Here is a 14621-nt window from a genome sequence, read left to right as displayed (position 1 = left end):
GACTCCACTCGCGAGCACCCCATGCATATCAAAGAGCTCGTCTTAGACGACTTCAAGAGCTTCGGCCGGAAGACCCGCATCCCGTTCTACGAGGACTTCACCGTCGTGACGGGCCCGAACGGTTCGGGAAAATCGAACATCATCGACGGCGTCCTCTTCGCCCTCGGCCTCGCTCGCACGCGGGGCATCCGCGCGGAGAAACTCACCGACCTCATCTACAACCCCGGCCACGACGGGGACAGCGAGGTCTCGGGCCCCCGTGAGGCGTCCGTCACCGTCGTCCTCGACAACGCGGACGGTACGCTCTCGCGTTCGCAGGTCGCCTCTGCGGCCGGTACGGACGACGTCGGCGATGTCGACGAGATCACCGTCAAGCGCCGCGTCAAACGCACCGAGGAGAACTACTACTCGTACTACTACCTGAACGAGCGCTCGGTGAATCTCTCGGACATCCGCGACCTGCTCGCGCAAGCGGGCATCACACCCGAGGGCTACAACGTCGTCATGCAGGGCGACGTCACGGAGATCATCAACACCACGCCGTACCGACGCCGAGAGATCATCGACGAGATCGCCGGCGTCGCCGAGTTCGACGCGAAGAAGGCCGACGCGTTCGAGGAGTTAGAGGCGGTCAAAGAGCGTGTCGAGGAGGTCGACCTCCGTATCGAGGAGAAAGAAGACCGCCTCGACCAGCTCGAAGACGAGCGCGAGACCGCCCTCCAGTACCAGTCCCTCCGCGACGAGAAACACGAGTACGAGGGGTATCTGAAGGCCGCCGAACTCGAGGAGAAGCGGTCGACGCTCGCCTCGACGGAGAAGAAAGTCGAGGCCGCGACCCAGGAGCTCGACGACGTCCAGTCCGAGCTCGACGAGCGCCAGGGGAAGGTCTCCCGACTCGAATCCGAGCTCGAGGAGCTCACCCGCGAGATCGAGCGGAAGGGCGAGGACGAGCAGCTGAAGATCAAAGCGGAGATGGAGGAGATCAAAGGCGAGATTCGCTCGCTGGAGAACGACATCGAGGCCGCCGAAGAGCGGAAGGAGACGGCCGAAAACGAGCGGCGGAAGGCGTTCGTCGAACTCGACCGGAAGAACGAGCGTCTCTCCGACCTCGACAGTGAGATCCGCCAGACGAAAGTCGAGAAGGCCTCGGTCAAATCGGAGATTCAGGCCACCGAAGCCGAACTCGCCGAGGTCGAAGCCGAGATCGAGAGCGTCGACACGGCGTTCGACGAACTCAAAGCCGACCTCCAGGAGAAGAAAGAACGCCGGGAGTCGCTGAAGTCCGAACGGAACGACCTCCAGCGCGAGAAGGACCGACTCCTCGACGACGCCCGCCGGCGCTCGAACGAGCTCTCGGAGGCACGCGACGAACTCTCGGAGGCGAACGAGGCCATCCCCGAGAAGAAGAAACGTATCTCCGAACTGCACTCCGAACTCGACAAGGCCGAGAAGAACAAAGCGAAGATCGACGACGTCATCGACGACCTCCGCGAGAAGAAGTCCGAGCTGAAAGAGCAGCTCTCGTCGGTCGAAGACGAGCTTCGCGGGAAACAGAACGAGTACGCCGAACTCGACGCCCGCGCGAGCCGCGATGGCGACGACTCCTACCCCAGGGCCGTCACGACCATCCTCAACGCGGGTCTCTCGGGGGTCCACGGCACGGTCGGCCAGCTCGGGTCGGTCTCGGGCGAGTACGCCACCGCCTGTGAGACGGCCGCCGGCGGTCGACTGGCGCACGTCGTCGTCGACGACGACGGCGTCGGCTCCTCCTGTATCGACTACCTCAAATCGCGCAACGCGGGTCGGGCCACCTTCCTCCCCATCACGAAGATGGACGACCGGAGCCTCCCCCGCAAACCGTCGATGCCGGGTGTCGTCGACTTCGCGCGCAACCTCGTCGACTTCGACTCGCGCTACGACCCGGTGTTCTCGTACGTCCTGGGCTCGACGCTCGTGGTCGAGGACATGCAGACCGCCCGGGACCTGATGGGCCAGTACCGGATGGTGACGCTCGACGGCGACCTCGTCGAGAAGTCGGGCGCGATGACCGGCGGCTCGGGCTCCGGGTCGCGCTACTCGTTCTCGAAGTCGGGGAAGGGGAAGCTCGAACGGCTCGCCGAGGAGATCTCGGAGTTAGAGGAGACCCGGCGGTCGTTCGAGGGGGAGCTCGACGACGTCGAGAGCCGCCTCGACGACGCCCGCGGACGGGCCTCGAGCGCGCGCGAACAGGTGCGGTCCGTCGAGGCCGACATCGAGCGGGCCGAAGCGGCGCTCGACGAGGCGGAGACCCGCGTCGAGACGCTCGAAGACCGTATCGACGAGCTCGAAGCGCAGCGCGAGTCGGTCTCCGACGAGATGCAAGCCCTCGACGACGACATCGAGGAGAAGGAGTCGGAGGTCGCCGTCGTCGAGGCCGCCATCGACGACCTCGAAGCTGAACTCGCCGACTCGGAGATTCCCGAACTCTCGGCGCGGGCGGACGACCTCCGTGCCGACATCGACGAACACGAAGACCGGATGGGCGACCTCGACGCGCGTCTCAACGAGCTCTCGCTGGAGAAAGAGTACGCCGAGGAGGCGATCGAAGACCTCGAAGAGACGATCGAGTCGGCACAGAACCGGAAGGCCGACGCGACGGAGACCATCGCGGCGACAGAAGAGGCAATCGAGGAGCAAAAAACTCGCCTCGAGGAGAAGCGCGAGTCCGTCGCCGACCTCGAAGAGGAACTCGCCGAACTCAAAGACGAGCGCACGGAGCTCCAGGCGACGCTCAGCGACGCCCGCGCGGCCCGCGACGCGCAGCGAGAGCGGGTGAACAAGGTCGAGTCGAAGCTCGACTCGCTGGCGTCGTCGGTCGACCGGCTCGAGTGGGAGATCGACGAACTCTCCGCCGAAGTCGGCGACTACGACCCCGACGAGGTGCCCGACCACGACACCGTCGAGTCGGAGATCGAACGACTGGAGGGCGAGATGGCGGCGCTCGAGCCGGTGAACATGCTGGCCATCGACGAGTACGACCGCGTCTCCGACGACCTCGACGAGATGTGTGAGAAGCGCGACGTCCTCGTCGAGGAGCGCGACGGCATCCGCGAGCGCATCGAGCGGTACGAGTCGCTGAAGAAGGAGACGTTCATGGAGGCGTTCGACGCCATCAACGAGCAGTTCACCGACATCTTCGAGCGCCTCTCCGACGGGACGGGTGACCTCCACCTCGAGAACCCCGAAGACCCCTTCGAGGCGGGGCTGACGATGAAGGCGCAGCCGGGAGACAAGCCGATCCAGCGGCTGGACGCGATGTCGGGCGGCGAGAAGTCGCTCACGGCGCTCGCGTTCATCTTCGCCATCCAGCGGTACAACCCGGCACCCTTCTACGCGCTGGACGAGATCGACGCCTTCCTCGACGCCGCGAACGCCGAACGGGTCGGCGAGATGGTCGACGACCTCGCGGGCGACGCGCAGTTCGTCGTCGTCTCTCACCGGTCGGCCCTCCTCGAGCGGTCCGAACGCGCCATCGGCGTCACCATGCAGGGCAACAACGTCTCGGCGGTGACGGGTATCCGACTCGGCGGCGACGGCGAGGAGGTGCCCGCGGATGACTGAACCGTCGGACGAGGGGGCTGACGACGACGCCGACGGCACGGACGACTTCTACCGCGACGGCGACACCGACGACGTCGCCGACTTCTCGCTCGACCTGACCACGCCGCGCGAGGGCTCGAACGGGGAGTCGGCGTCGCCGTTCGGGGGGGCCGACTCGGCGAACGGTGAATCCGCGTCGACGAACGGTCACTCAGCGTCGACGAACGAAGCGACCGCGTCACCGGACGACGAGTCGGCGCTGCTGACCGATGCGGCGGACGTCGACGCCGCCGAGAGCGACGAGGTCGAACCGGTCGAACTCCTCGTCCAACTCGCCGAGGACGGCGAGATAGACCCCTGGGACATCGACATCGTGGCCGTGACCGACGCGTTCCTCGAACGCCTCGACGAGAGCGACCTCCGAACCTCGGGCCGGGCGCTCTTTTATGCGAGCGTGCTCCTCCGGATGAAGAGCGACGAGATTCTCGCACCGGACGACCCCGAACCGGAAGAGCCGTGGGAGGCCGAGATGCGAGACGGGGAGTTCGACCACGACCCCATCGACGCGCTCGAATCGGAGATCGACCGGCGGCTCGACCGCAAACACGCTCGCGGGTCGCCAGAGACGCTCGACGAACTCGTCCGCGAACTTCGCGAGGCCGAGCACGGGTCGTGGTGGAAGGAGGGGCGGACGTACGACACGAGTGACTCTCCCCACGGGTACGACCGGGGGACACAGACGCTCGACTACCGCTCGGCGGACGACTTCCGCGACGAGGGCGAACCCGACGAGGCGGACGTCACCGGGACCGCCCACATGGAGGACATCGAGGCGACCATCGCCGATGTCGAGCGGGCGCTCCGGACGCACTACGACAAGGGGCGCGACGAGGTGCTGTTCGCGGAGATCAGAGACGCCGGCGGGCGGCGGGTGCAGACGTTCCTCGCGCTGCTCTTTCTCGCTCACCGCGGCGTCGTCCACCTCCAGCAAGACGAGGTCTTCGGCGACCTCTGGGTGCAGAACCCCGCCGTCGTCGCCGTCGGTGACGAGGCGGTCGCCGACTGACCCCGAGGCCGGTCCGGGGTCAGCTCTCGTCGGACAGCTGGTCGATGGCGTCGAGCAGCGGCACGATGTCGTCGAACGCCGGGCCGGGCACGGCGACGCCCCCCACCGGGTCCCAGTCGACGAGGTCGGCTGCCGCGAGCTTCGGGAGGTGGACGTGGTAGAGTCGTGCGTGTCTCGTCGGGTCGTCGTCGTGGACGGTCACCGACCCGCCGTCGGCGAGGGCCTGGAGGATTCGACGCCGTTGTACGTTCGCGAGCAGCCGGAGATACTCGTCTAGAGTGGACATGAGAGAGACTTCCTGTGCCACCCTTCCGACACGTCAGTATTAACTAATCAGCTGTTTAGCACGTTTAGGCAGGCATTCATCCCGGTCGCCCACGACTCGGTCGGTGTCGACAGCCCGCTCAGAGGTAGTCGCCGACGAGCGGGTCCAGTCGCTCCTTCGTCGCCTCCGAGACCGCACTACTGGGCGTGTTTATGGTCCCGTCGAGGGCCGTGTGACAGTCACACCGGTGTCCGTCCGGGAGCGTCTCGATGGCGCGTTCGACGGTCTTCTTGATGGCGTCCTCGTTCGCCTGCGCGTTCTTCAGCACTTCCTCCAGCGTCACCTGTGAGTCCTCCTTCCAGACGTCGTAGTCGGTGACGCCGGTGATGGTCGCGTAGGCCATCTCGGCCTCGCGGGCGAGTTTCGCCTCGGGGATGGTGGTCATGCCGACGACGTCCCACCCCTGCGCGCGGTAGAACTCGCTCTCGGCGACTGTCGAGAACTGCGGGCCTTCGATGCAGACGTAGGTCCCCCCTTCGACGACGTCGGTTCCGGCGGCGTCGCGGGCGGCCTCGGCGAGGTGTGCCGAGAGTTCGCGACAGTACGGTTCGGCGAACGGCTGGTGGACGACGATTCCCTCGTCGAAGAAGGTGAGCGGGCGTCGTTTCGTCCTGTCGTACGTCTGGTCGGGGACGACGAGCGTCTGGGGTGAGAGCTCCGCTCGGAGGCTTCCGACGGCGTTCGACGAGATGACGTGCGTCACGCCGAGTTCCTTCAGGGCGTAGATGTTCGCCCGGTAGGGGAGGGTCGTCGGGGAGTACTGGTGGTGTCGGCCGTGGCGGGGGACGAACGCGACCTCGCGGCCGGTGTCGGCGAACTCCCCGACGACGAGTGGGGCCGAGGGGTCACCGAACGGCGTCGTCACCGCCACTTCCCGGGTGTCGTTCAGGGGGAGCGACTCGTAGATTCCGCTGCCACCGATGAAGCCGAGCATACCGCGAGTGCGTCGAGCGCGTACAAAACCGTGGTGGCTCACCGGCCGATGGCCGTCCCCTCCCGGACCGAACGCGCTCCGTCCCGTCGACACGCCACGAGTACGCCCACGATACGTGGTCGTCGCCGACCCCCTCCGCGACTCGCTCGGGTCGTCGCCACCTGACGGCTTCGACGGTCAGAACAGGAGTCCCGCGTCCAGAAGGGCGATGAGACCCGTGAGCACTGGCACGGAGACGAGCGTCGTCACGAGCACGGCCGTCGAGACGAACGACTCGACGGGGACGCCGCCGACCTCCCCTTCACCGAACTCGACGAGGAGGATGAGCGGCGTGATGGCGGCGGGCATCGCGCTCTCCAAGACGAACACCCGGCCGACGACGGGGTCGGTGAAGCCGATGGCGAGCGCGACGCCGGCGGCGACGACAGGCGCGACACCCATCTTGAGTACCGTGGCGGTGCCGACCTGCCGGAGGGTCGCGCCGTAGTTCGTCTCGGCGAGCTGGAGTCCGAGGATGAGCAACATGACCGGAATCGCCGAGTCGCCGACGAGTTTGAGCGTCGCCATCGCGGTCGTCCCCGTCGGTGGGACCAGGTTCAGGGCGCGTGCGGCGAGCGCGGCGACGACGGCGTAGACGAGCGGGACGGTAAACACCCGTCTGACGCCCGCCAGCGCCCCCTCGCTGTTGCCGCGCGAGGCGATGTAGACACCGACGGTGTACATCAACACGGCCTGGACGGTCAGATAGAGGACGGCGGTCGCACGGCCCGTCTCACCGAACGCGAACTCGGAGACGGGGACGCCGAAGTTGCCCGAGTTGGGGAAGGCGCTCACGAGGACGATGGCGCTGACACCGGTGGTCGCCCCGCCGAGGACGCGTCCGACGCCCTCGGCGACGAGTATCATCACCACGTGGTACGCGACGACGGCGAGGGCGACGTCGACGAGCGTCCCGGCCCCTAACTCCGTCGTCGCGAGGCTGTGGAAGACGAGGGCGGGCGCGAGGACGTACACCGTCACCGTGTTCAACGGACCCGGGTCGACGTCGCGGACCCGCCCGAGGACGAAGCCGACGACGGAGATGGCGAAGATGGGGAGGATGGCCGTCGCGAAGATAGACAGGAGCGACATGCGTGCCTGCGTGGTGCGATTCCCGCCGTGGTTACAACCCTATCGGTTCTCAACTCCCGTCCCGAACCGCCTCGTACCGCGCTCGAATCTCCGCGAACAGCCGCCGCCCCACGTCGGTCGACAGCCGCGGTTCGGCCGTCGCGAAGAACTCGTCGAGCGCGTCGAACTCGCTGTCGAACCCGCCCGCCGAGTACCGCTCCTCGCGCTCGTAGACGAGCGCCTGCAGACACATGTCGACGAGGTCCATGTCTTTGACGAACCGCGCCACCGCGGTGTCGCGGCGTTCGTACGCCTCCCAGGCGGCTTCGACCGGAGGGAACGGACGCCCCAGGTCGGCCATCGCGGCCCGCTCGCGGCGCGCTTTCTCTTCTGCCGAGAGCGGCTCGTCGTGCGGGTCGGCGCGGGTCGGGACGTCGCCGGTCCGTGCCTCGGCGAGGTCGTGGACGACCGCCAGCCGGAGGGCCCGGTCGGGGTCGACGCCGGCCTCGTCGGCGAAGGCGAGACAGAGTAGGCTCACGCCCCAGCTGTGCGCTGCGACCGACTCGGGGTCGTCGACGCCGCGGAGCTGCCAGCCGGTGCGTCGCTCGTCTTTCAGCGCGAAGCTCTCCGCGAGCGCATCGAGGGGGTCCGGCTCGGGGTCGTCCGCACCGCCCCCCGTCGTCCCCTCGTCGTGGTCGGTCACTCGTCTTCGACGAGCCGCCAGGCCGACCCGCCCGCGCTCTCGACGACGCCGCGCCGTTCCATCTCGGACAGTACCTCGGTGAGGCGTCCGGGCTGGGCGATCTCCATCTCGATGCGGTCGACCTGGTGGTACGAGGAGAGGAAGTGGCGGATGTCACTCTCCTCGAACGTCTCCTCGTCCGCCTTCGCCATCACGCCCGAGACGAGGTCGATCATGTCCTCGATGAAGTTCCACGGGTAGACCACCCACGCCCACTCTTCGAGGCTCTCGCCGACGTAGTCGGGCTCGAACTCACTGGTCCCCAGCAGTTGCAGCGTGGCCGTCCGCACGTCGTTCGGCTCGCGTTCGTGGACGTACTCGTGAGCGCGCTTTATCGACCCGCCAGTGTCGGCGATGTCGTCGATGATGAGGACGTCTTTCCCGGCGACGCTCCCCTCCGGCATCGGATACCGGACCTCGGGCTCGCCGGACTTCTGTGCGGTCCCGACGTAGTGTTCCATCTTCAGGCTCGTCAGGTCGTCGAGCCCGAGGAAGTCACAGATACACCGGCCCGCGAACCAGCCGCCGCGCGCGAGCGCGACGATGACGTCCGGCTCGAACTCGGACTGCTTGACCTCGTCGGAGACGTCCCGACAGAGGCCGTAGATGTAGTCCCAGTTCGTGATCGTACAGTTGAACTCCTCCGGGAGGTCACCCATGTCTCTCGGTCACCGTTTGAGGTACGGTCCGGGGTGTATGTTAAGATACCCGACTCGACCCCGGTATCGCCGTCATAACTTTACGCCGATGTTGTGTATGATAACATGGAACATAGTGATCCACCATGCACACCTGCACCAACTGCAACTCGTTCGTCACGCCCGACTTCGTCCGCGTCTTCGGCACCGAAGACGACCGCGTGTTCGGCTGCCCCCACTGTGCGAACATGCGCGAACTGATGGAGGGGCTCGGTGCCCGCACCCCCGAGGAACAGACCTCCGTTCCGTGACGCGCCCGCGGCGTCTCCCACCGCCGTTCGCGCGCTGGGGCCGCCGCGTCGGTCGATGACGCCGACCGTGTGGGTGGACTCACGCGGCCACACGACCACACGGCCACGTGGTCACGCGGCCGACCGCCGCTCGTCGGACGTGCGGAGACGGTGGTTTCTTCACTCGCCCGGCCGTCTCGCGGGCATGCCCACCGCGTGTCGAACGCTGCTCGTCGACGCCTTCACCGACGAACCGCTCACGGGGAACCCCGCCGGAGTCGTGCCCAGCGCGGGTGACCTCTCCGAGGACCAGATGCAGGCCATCGCGCGCGAACTCGGCGCGAGCGAGACGGCGTTCGTCCGTCCCGCGTCGGAGTCACGCCACCGCGTCCGCTACTTCACGCCCACCCAGGAGGTCGACCTCTGTGGGCACGCGACCATCGCCGCGTTCTCCCACCTGGCCCAGACGGGCGCACTCGACCCCGGACCCCACGAGGTGGCGACCAACGTCGGGTCGGTCGAGGTCAGGGTCGACGACGACGACGCGCCGACCGTGTGGCTCACCGGCCGGGAGCCCACCGTCGACACCGTCGACCTCGACTACTCCCGCGTGGGTGAGGCGCTCGGCATCGACCCCGCGGCGCTGGCGGACGTCGGCGCGGACCTCCCGCCTGCCGTGGCGTCGACCGGGCTCCCGTGGCTCTGTCTCCCCGTCAACTTCCTCGAGCAACTCGGCAGTGCGGCACCACAGCCAGGGCTCGTCGACGACCTCGCGACCGAACACGACGCTGCGGGCGTCTACGCGTTCACGTTCGACACGCTCGACGCCGACTCCTCGCTCCACGCTCGGGCGTTCGCCCCCGGTATCGGCGTCGCGGAGGACCCCGTGACCGGGACGGCCGCCGGTGCCTGTGCGGCGTACCTCAGCCACGTCGACGCGTACGAAGACGAGACGGCCTACGGTGACCTCCGATTCGAACAGGGGCACTTCGTCGACCGACCCGGGCTCGTCCGCGCACGCGTCGCGGACGACGTCGCCGTCGGCGGCACGGCGACGGTGGCGCTCGACGGGACACTCTCGGTTCCCGCCCCCGAAGACGACGACATCGTCGTCGCCTGACCAGATTTTCTTCACTGATACTCTAGCCGAATTCTTTTATACACCTCGTCGGATACCCCTCCTATGAGTCTCGACGGCCGCCGGTCTTCCCGACCGTTCGACGACGGCGGCCACGTTCTCTTCGTCGGGGGTCAGGGTCCCGTCGTCGACCGAGCGGCGGCGGCACTGACACGTCACGCCCCGGACGTCGACGGCGAAACGACCGATGCCGACGGGGCGTTCGAGTCACTCGCGTCGGCCGACTGCCTCCTGGCCAGTTCGGACCTCGGCGAGTGGACGCGGGTCGCCTTCGTCGAGGCGGTCCGTGCGCGACATCCGACGCTCCCCGTCGTCGTCGTTGCGGACGACCCGGGAGACGTCGACGCGTTGCTCGCGGCGGGTGCGACGGACGTCGTCGATTCCGACGCGTCCGAGGCGCTCCTTGCGGCGCGGCTCCGAAACGCCCTCGCTCGTCGCACTGCTGGGGACGGAGCGACGGGTGCGGACGAGACGCTCGCGGAGCTGAAACAGCGTGCCCTCGACGACGCGAACCTCGGCGTCGTCATCGCCGAGGCGACCGAAGACACGCCGACGGTGTTCGCGAACGAGGGGTTCGGTCGACTCACCGGCTACGACCCGTCGTCGTTCGTCGGGCGCAACTGCCGCGTCCTCCAGGGCCCGGCGACCGAAGCGGAACCCGTCGCGGCGATTCGGGACGCGCTATCGACCGAGCGGCCCGTCTCCGTCGTCCTTCGCAACTACCGGCCGGACGGCACCGCCTTCTGGAACGAGGTGGACATCGAACCGGTCACCGACGCCGACGGAGCCGTGACGCACTACCTGGGGTTCCAGCGCGACGTCACCGAGCGGGTGGCGCTCGAACGGGAGCTCGAATCCGCCCGGGAGTCGCTCCACGGCCTGTACGCGGTGACGACCGACGCCAGCCTCTCGCTCAGCGAGCGGGTCGAGCGGACGCTCGCGCTCGCGTGCGAGCGGCTCGACGTCGGCCTCGGCTTCGTGACCCGAATCGCGGACGACACCCAGCGCATCGTCCACGCCGTCGGCGACCACCCGCTCCTCCAGCCGGGGGAGGCGTGTCCGCTCTCGAAGTCGTACTGCCGGCGCACGCTCGACACAGAGGGCCTCCTCGCCGTCGTCCACGCGGCGACCGACGGCGACTGGGAGAACGACCCTGGCTACGAACTGTTCGGGCTGGAGTGTTATCTCGGGGGAAAGGTCCGCGTCGACGACGACCTGTACGGGACGCTCTGTTTCGCCGACACCGAGCCCCGCGACGAGCCGTTCACGGCGTCACAGACCGCGTTCGTCGAGCTGTTGACGCGGTGGGTGAGCTACGAACTCGAGCGGAAGCGCCGCGAACAGGAGCTCCGGGCGGCGACCCGTCGGTTCCGCGCGCTGTTCGACAACCCGCGGACGTTCGCCGGGGTCCTCGACCCCGACGGGACGCTTCGCGAGGCGAACAACGCGGCACGGTCGACGCTCGACGACCCCAGCGTGGCGCTCGACGAGCCGTTCTGGGAGGCACCGTGGTGGACACCCGACCCGGGGGCCGTCGAGACGGTTCGGACGGCCGTCGACACCGCGGCGGCTGGCGAGGTCGCCCCGTTCGAGTGTGCGTACTCCCACCGCGAGGGCTCGGGGACGGTCAGCGGAGCCATCTACCCCGTCTACGGCGACCCGGACGACTCGGTCCCCGCGGACCGTCCCGTGGTCGCTACGACCGGCGACACCGCCGACGGGAGCGACATCGTCTCCCTCATGGTCGTCGGGAGCGACACGACGAGACGAACCGAACAGGCCGCACAGCTCAGACGACAGCGCGACCGGCTCGAGGAGTTCGCCTCCGTGGTCTCACACGACCTCAGAAGCCCGCTGGAGGTCGCTCGAGGCCGTCTCCATCTCTACGAGACAGCGGGTGGCGACGAGCACATCCGGCAGGCCATGGCCTCTATCGACCGGATGTCGACGCTCATCGACGACCTTCTGGACCTGGCGCGTCAGGGCGACACCGTGTCCGACCCTGTCTCGACGCGGGTCACAGACGTCGCCCATCGAGCGTGGGGTACCGTCGCCACCACCGCGGCCGGGCTCTCCGTCGACCTCGACCCCGGGTTCACCGTCGACGCCGACCCGAGCCGACTCCGCCAGCTGTTCGAGAACCTCTTTCGGAACGCGGTCGAACACGGCTCTCCGAGCGACGGCGAACGACCGCTCACGGTCCGACTCGTCGGGCTCGACGACGGCCGCCGCGGGTTCGCCGTCGAGGACGACGGCGTCGGTATCGCCGCCGAGGACAGAGGACACGTCTTCGACCGCGGTTTCACGACGAACGACGAGGGGACGGGGTTCGGCCTCGCCATCGTCGCGCGGGTGGTCGAGGCACACGGGTGGGCGGTCACCGTCACCGAGAGCGCCACGGGTGGGGCACGGTTCGAAGTGGTCTGTGGGCCCTGAGGCGGGCTCACCCGATGTATCGGAGGTCGTCGTCCGTGGGGACCGACCCCTGCTGGTTCTGCATCTCCTGAATCTTGCCGACGACTTCCTCCATCTCCTCGGCGCGCTCTTCGAGCGCCTCGAAGCTGACGTCGAAGCCGATGCTCTCTTCGAGCGCGACGAGGACAGCCTGGGCGCTCTTGGGGTCGACGAGGTAGCCGCTCGTCTCGCCCATCAGACAGGCGACGTCGAAGCCGCGTCGCCCACCGAGGCCGAGCATGAGCCCCGAGACGCCGACGACGCCACCGGCCGGTTCGTCGTCGCGGAACTCGATGCCGGCCTCCTCCAGCGGTTCGACGTGTTCTGCGGCCGACACCGCGCCGAGGACGCTCGGCTCCTCGACCAGTTCGCCGGTCGGGACGCCACCGAGCGCGAACACGCGCTGGACGCCGAACTCCTCGGCGATGTCGAGGAACGCCTCCGTCAGGTGGTAGTGGCCGGCGTTCGTCTGCGCCTGGTGGTCGCCTGTCAACACGACGAGGTCCACGCCTGTGTCGTCCTCGCTATCCGCTCCGGGGATGGTGACGGCGTGGAACTCCGCCGACGCGAGTTCGGCCACGCCGTCTTCGATGGTCACCTGCGGCGGGAACTCGGTCGCGTACACGCGTCGTACGACCTCGCTCTCGAACTCCTCGAGAAGGTGTTCGACCGCCAGCTTCCCGACGTGACCGACGCCGGGCAACCCTTCGATGAGAATCGGGTCAGACAGCTCCGGCTCCGCTGCCACCTCGACTTCGATGTCGTCCATATGCTCTAGTCGCGGTGTCGGGTCATAAGAGGGCGTTGGTCGGTGCTGACGGGCGAGCCATCCGTGGTGCGCGGGCCGAACGTGTCGGTTCGGCGTCGCCAGGTTATCAGCCGTGAAGTCCGGGAAGATAGCTTTTGATACCCCGACGTGGCAGTACCACCAATGGACTCCACGGGGGCCGAGGCGGCGCTCCTCGACAGGACACTCGACATCGTCGTGGTGCTCGACGCGTCGGGTCGGCTGCAGTACGCCAATTCGGCGCTCGAACGGGTGCTCGGCTACTCCCCCGAGGACCTCCGCGGCCAGGACGCGCTCGAACTCATCCACCCCGACGAGCGGCCTCGCGTCGAATCGGTGTTTCAGGGACTCGTCGACGCCGAGCCACAGGCCGACGACGAACCGGTCCCGACCCCAACGGAGTTTCGGTACCGCGCGGCGGACGGCTCGTGGGTCTGGTTGGCCGCGCAGATGTCGATGGAACCGGCGCTCGGCTCGGACGAGTACGTCGTCACCTGCCGCGACATCAGCGCCAGGCGGGACGCCGAGGCGACCCAGCGTCGCATCCACCGGCGGTTCCTCGCCATCACGGAGCACACGAACGACGTCCTCTGGATGTTCTCGGCCGACTGGGACGAGGTGCTGTTCATCAACTCGGCGTACGAGGAGGTGTGGGGACGCACCGTCGCGGACCTCGAGGACGACCCGACCGACCTCCTCCGGGGCGTCCACCCCGCCGACCGCGACGGCGTCGCGGAGGCGATGGCCCGACTCTCGGACGGCGACCCGGTCAACACCGAGTACCGCGTCGACGCCACCAACAGCTATCAGACGTGGGTCTGGGTGCAGGGGTATCCGTTCACCGACGACGACGGGACGGTCACCGCCGTCGTCGGCTTCGCCCGGGACGTGACCGACAGGCGCGAACGTGAGCGGCAACTCCTCGTGATGGACCGACTCCTCCGACACAACCTCCGCAACGAGATGAACCTCATCTTCGGGCACGCGGAACAGGCCCGCTCGAACGGTGGAGACGCCGTCGCCGACGACGTCGCCCGCATCGTCGAGACGGGCGAGCACCTCCTGCGGACCGTCGACAAAGAACGTGACATCGTCGCGCTCCTCACAGACGACGACGAGAGGGTCGCCGTTAACCTCGTCGCGGTGGTGACCGACATCTGCGGGCGCGTTCGGGCGGCCTACCCGGAGGCGACGGTCGAGACGACGCTCCCGGAGACCGCGACCGTGCGAGCGGTCCCGAAGCTCTCGCTGGCGATCTACGAACTCCTCACGAACGCGATCGAACACGCCGACACGGCCGACCCGACGGTCGTGGTCTCCGTCGCGACTGACGGCGACTCGGTCTCCCTCTGCGTCGCCGACGAGTGTCCGCCGATTCCCGTCCAGGAGATCCGCGTCCTCCGTGGCGAACGCGACGTCCGCTCCGTCTACCACGGGAGCGGACTGGGGCTGTGGCTCGTCTACTGGGCCGTCGACCGGTCCGGTGGCGAACTGGAGTTCCGGACCGCGGACAAGGGCAACACCATCTCCGTCTCGCTCGACCCCGTCGACGAGTGAC

At 67.9% G+C, this 14621-nt stretch carries 12 protein-coding genes; 6 read left to right on the top strand and 6 right to left on the bottom strand.

Annotated features, from left to right (window positions below; all coding sequences use genetic code 11):
• Positions 1-21 precede the first annotated feature (21 nt).
• Together smc and E6N53_RS12340 are read left to right on the top strand one after the other, a co-directional pair.
• Positions 22-3600, top strand: coding sequence for a chromosome segregation protein SMC (gene smc, locus E6N53_RS12345; RefSeq protein WP_142859717.1), 3579 nt, complete (start codon positions 22-24; stop codon positions 3598-3600).
• Complete coding sequence (locus tag E6N53_RS12340) at positions 3593-4645, top strand: segregation and condensation protein A (protein WP_142859715.1); 1053 nt, start codon at positions 3593-3595, stop codon at positions 4643-4645. The genes smc and E6N53_RS12340 overlap by 8 nt, the downstream gene beginning before the upstream one ends.
• A gap of 19 nt (positions 4646-4664) precedes the next feature.
• Here E6N53_RS12340 and E6N53_RS12335 read toward each other — a convergent pair whose 3' ends face one another.
• The 5 genes from E6N53_RS12335 to E6N53_RS12315 all read right to left on the bottom strand — a co-directional run bounded on the left by E6N53_RS12335 (position 4665) and on the right by E6N53_RS12315 (position 8415).
• Positions 4665-4931 carry a helix-turn-helix transcriptional regulator gene (locus tag E6N53_RS12335; RefSeq protein WP_142859713.1) on the bottom strand — a complete coding sequence of 89 codons (267 nt, stop codon included), beginning with the start codon at positions 4929-4931 and terminating at the stop codon, positions 4665-4667.
• Between the two features lie 118 nt (positions 4932-5049).
• Positions 5050-5904: an S-methyl-5'-thioadenosine phosphorylase gene (gene mtnP / locus E6N53_RS12330; protein ID WP_136603420.1), complete on the bottom strand. Its 855-nt coding sequence runs from the start codon at positions 5902-5904 to the stop codon at positions 5050-5052.
• A 177-nt stretch (positions 5905-6081) separates the two neighbouring features.
• A complete protein-coding gene (locus E6N53_RS12325) occupies positions 6082-7035 on the bottom strand; it encodes an AEC family transporter (protein ID WP_136592103.1) in 954 nt (317 codons plus the stop codon).
• Positions 7036-7084: 49 nt separating this feature from the next.
• Entirely contained in the window at positions 7085-7717 is a 633-nt protein-coding gene (locus tag E6N53_RS12320) for an HD domain-containing protein (protein WP_142859711.1), read from the bottom strand.
• Complete coding sequence (locus E6N53_RS12315) at positions 7714-8415, bottom strand: phosphoribosyltransferase (protein ID WP_136592101.1); 702 nt, start codon at positions 8413-8415, stop codon at positions 7714-7716. Before E6N53_RS12315 ends, E6N53_RS12320 begins: the two co-directional genes overlap by 4 nt.
• A 125-nt stretch (positions 8416-8540) precedes the next feature.
• Between E6N53_RS12315 and E6N53_RS21070 the strand changes: the two genes are divergently transcribed.
• The 3 genes from E6N53_RS21070 to E6N53_RS12305 all read left to right on the top strand — a co-directional run bounded on the left by E6N53_RS21070 (position 8541) and on the right by E6N53_RS12305 (position 12258).
• Positions 8541-8705: a DUF7563 family protein gene (locus tag E6N53_RS21070; protein WP_201740300.1), complete on the top strand. Its 165-nt coding sequence runs from the start codon at positions 8541-8543 to the stop codon at positions 8703-8705.
• Between the two features lie 184 nt (positions 8706-8889).
• Positions 8890-9804, top strand: a complete 915-nt coding sequence (locus E6N53_RS12310) for a PhzF family phenazine biosynthesis protein (protein WP_142859708.1) — start codon at positions 8890-8892, stop codon at positions 9802-9804.
• Positions 9805-9867: 63 nt separating this feature from the next.
• Positions 9868-12258 carry an ATP-binding protein gene (locus tag E6N53_RS12305; protein WP_142859706.1) on the top strand — a complete coding sequence of 797 codons (2391 nt, stop codon included), beginning with the start codon at positions 9868-9870 and terminating at the stop codon, positions 12256-12258.
• 7 nt (positions 12259-12265) lie between these two features.
• On the opposite strand, the gene E6N53_RS12300 is transcribed toward E6N53_RS12305, so the two are convergent.
• Positions 12266-13045, bottom strand: coding sequence for a proteasome assembly chaperone family protein (locus E6N53_RS12300; protein WP_142859704.1), 780 nt, complete (start codon positions 13043-13045; stop codon positions 12266-12268).
• 162 nt (positions 13046-13207) lie between these two features.
• Here E6N53_RS12300 and E6N53_RS12295 point away from each other — a divergent pair, with 162 nt between their 5' ends.
• Positions 13208-14620, top strand: coding sequence for a PAS domain-containing sensor histidine kinase (locus tag E6N53_RS12295; protein WP_142859702.1), 1413 nt, complete (start codon positions 13208-13210; stop codon positions 14618-14620).
• The last annotated feature ends 1 nt before the right edge of the window (position 14621 follow it).

It is taken from the genome of Salinigranum halophilum, from assembly GCF_007004735.1.
Lineage (GTDB): Archaea > Halobacteriota > Halobacteria > Halobacteriales > Haloferacaceae > Salinigranum > Salinigranum halophilum.
Note: the sequence above shows the minus strand (reverse complement) of the source record. Positions and strands in the feature narration are given on the sequence as shown.

What these genes read in the sequence shown, in the direction of transcription:
- smc (WP_142859717.1), top strand. Translation starts at nt 22, where the DNA reads ATGCATATCAAAGAGCTCGTCTTAGACGACTTCAAGAGCTTCGGCCGG.
- E6N53_RS12340 (WP_142859715.1), top strand. Translation starts at nt 3,593, where the DNA reads ATGACTGAACCGTCGGACGAGGGGGCTGACGACGACGCCGACGGCACG.
- E6N53_RS12335 (WP_142859713.1), bottom strand. Translation starts at nt 4,931, where the DNA reads ATGTCCACTCTAGACGAGTATCTCCGGCTGCTCGCGAACGTACAACGG.
- mtnP (WP_136603420.1), bottom strand. Translation starts at nt 5,904, where the DNA reads ATGCTCGGCTTCATCGGTGGCAGCGGAATCTACGAGTCGCTCCCCCTG.
- E6N53_RS12325 (WP_136592103.1), bottom strand. Translation starts at nt 7,035, where the DNA reads ATGTCGCTCCTGTCTATCTTCGCGACGGCCATCCTCCCCATCTTCGCC.
- E6N53_RS12315 (WP_136592101.1), bottom strand. Translation starts at nt 8,415, where the DNA reads ATGGGTGACCTCCCGGAGGAGTTCAACTGTACGATCACGAACTGGGAC.
- E6N53_RS21070 (WP_201740300.1), top strand. Translation starts at nt 8,541, where the DNA reads ATGCACACCTGCACCAACTGCAACTCGTTCGTCACGCCCGACTTCGTC.
- E6N53_RS12310 (WP_142859708.1), top strand. Translation starts at nt 8,890, where the DNA reads ATGCCCACCGCGTGTCGAACGCTGCTCGTCGACGCCTTCACCGACGAA.
- E6N53_RS12305 (WP_142859706.1), top strand. Translation starts at nt 9,868, where the DNA reads ATGAGTCTCGACGGCCGCCGGTCTTCCCGACCGTTCGACGACGGCGGC.
- E6N53_RS12300 (WP_142859704.1), bottom strand. Translation starts at nt 13,045, where the DNA reads ATGGACGACATCGAAGTCGAGGTGGCAGCGGAGCCGGAGCTGTCTGAC.
- E6N53_RS12295 (WP_142859702.1), top strand. Translation starts at nt 13,208, where the DNA reads ATGGACTCCACGGGGGCCGAGGCGGCGCTCCTCGACAGGACACTCGAC.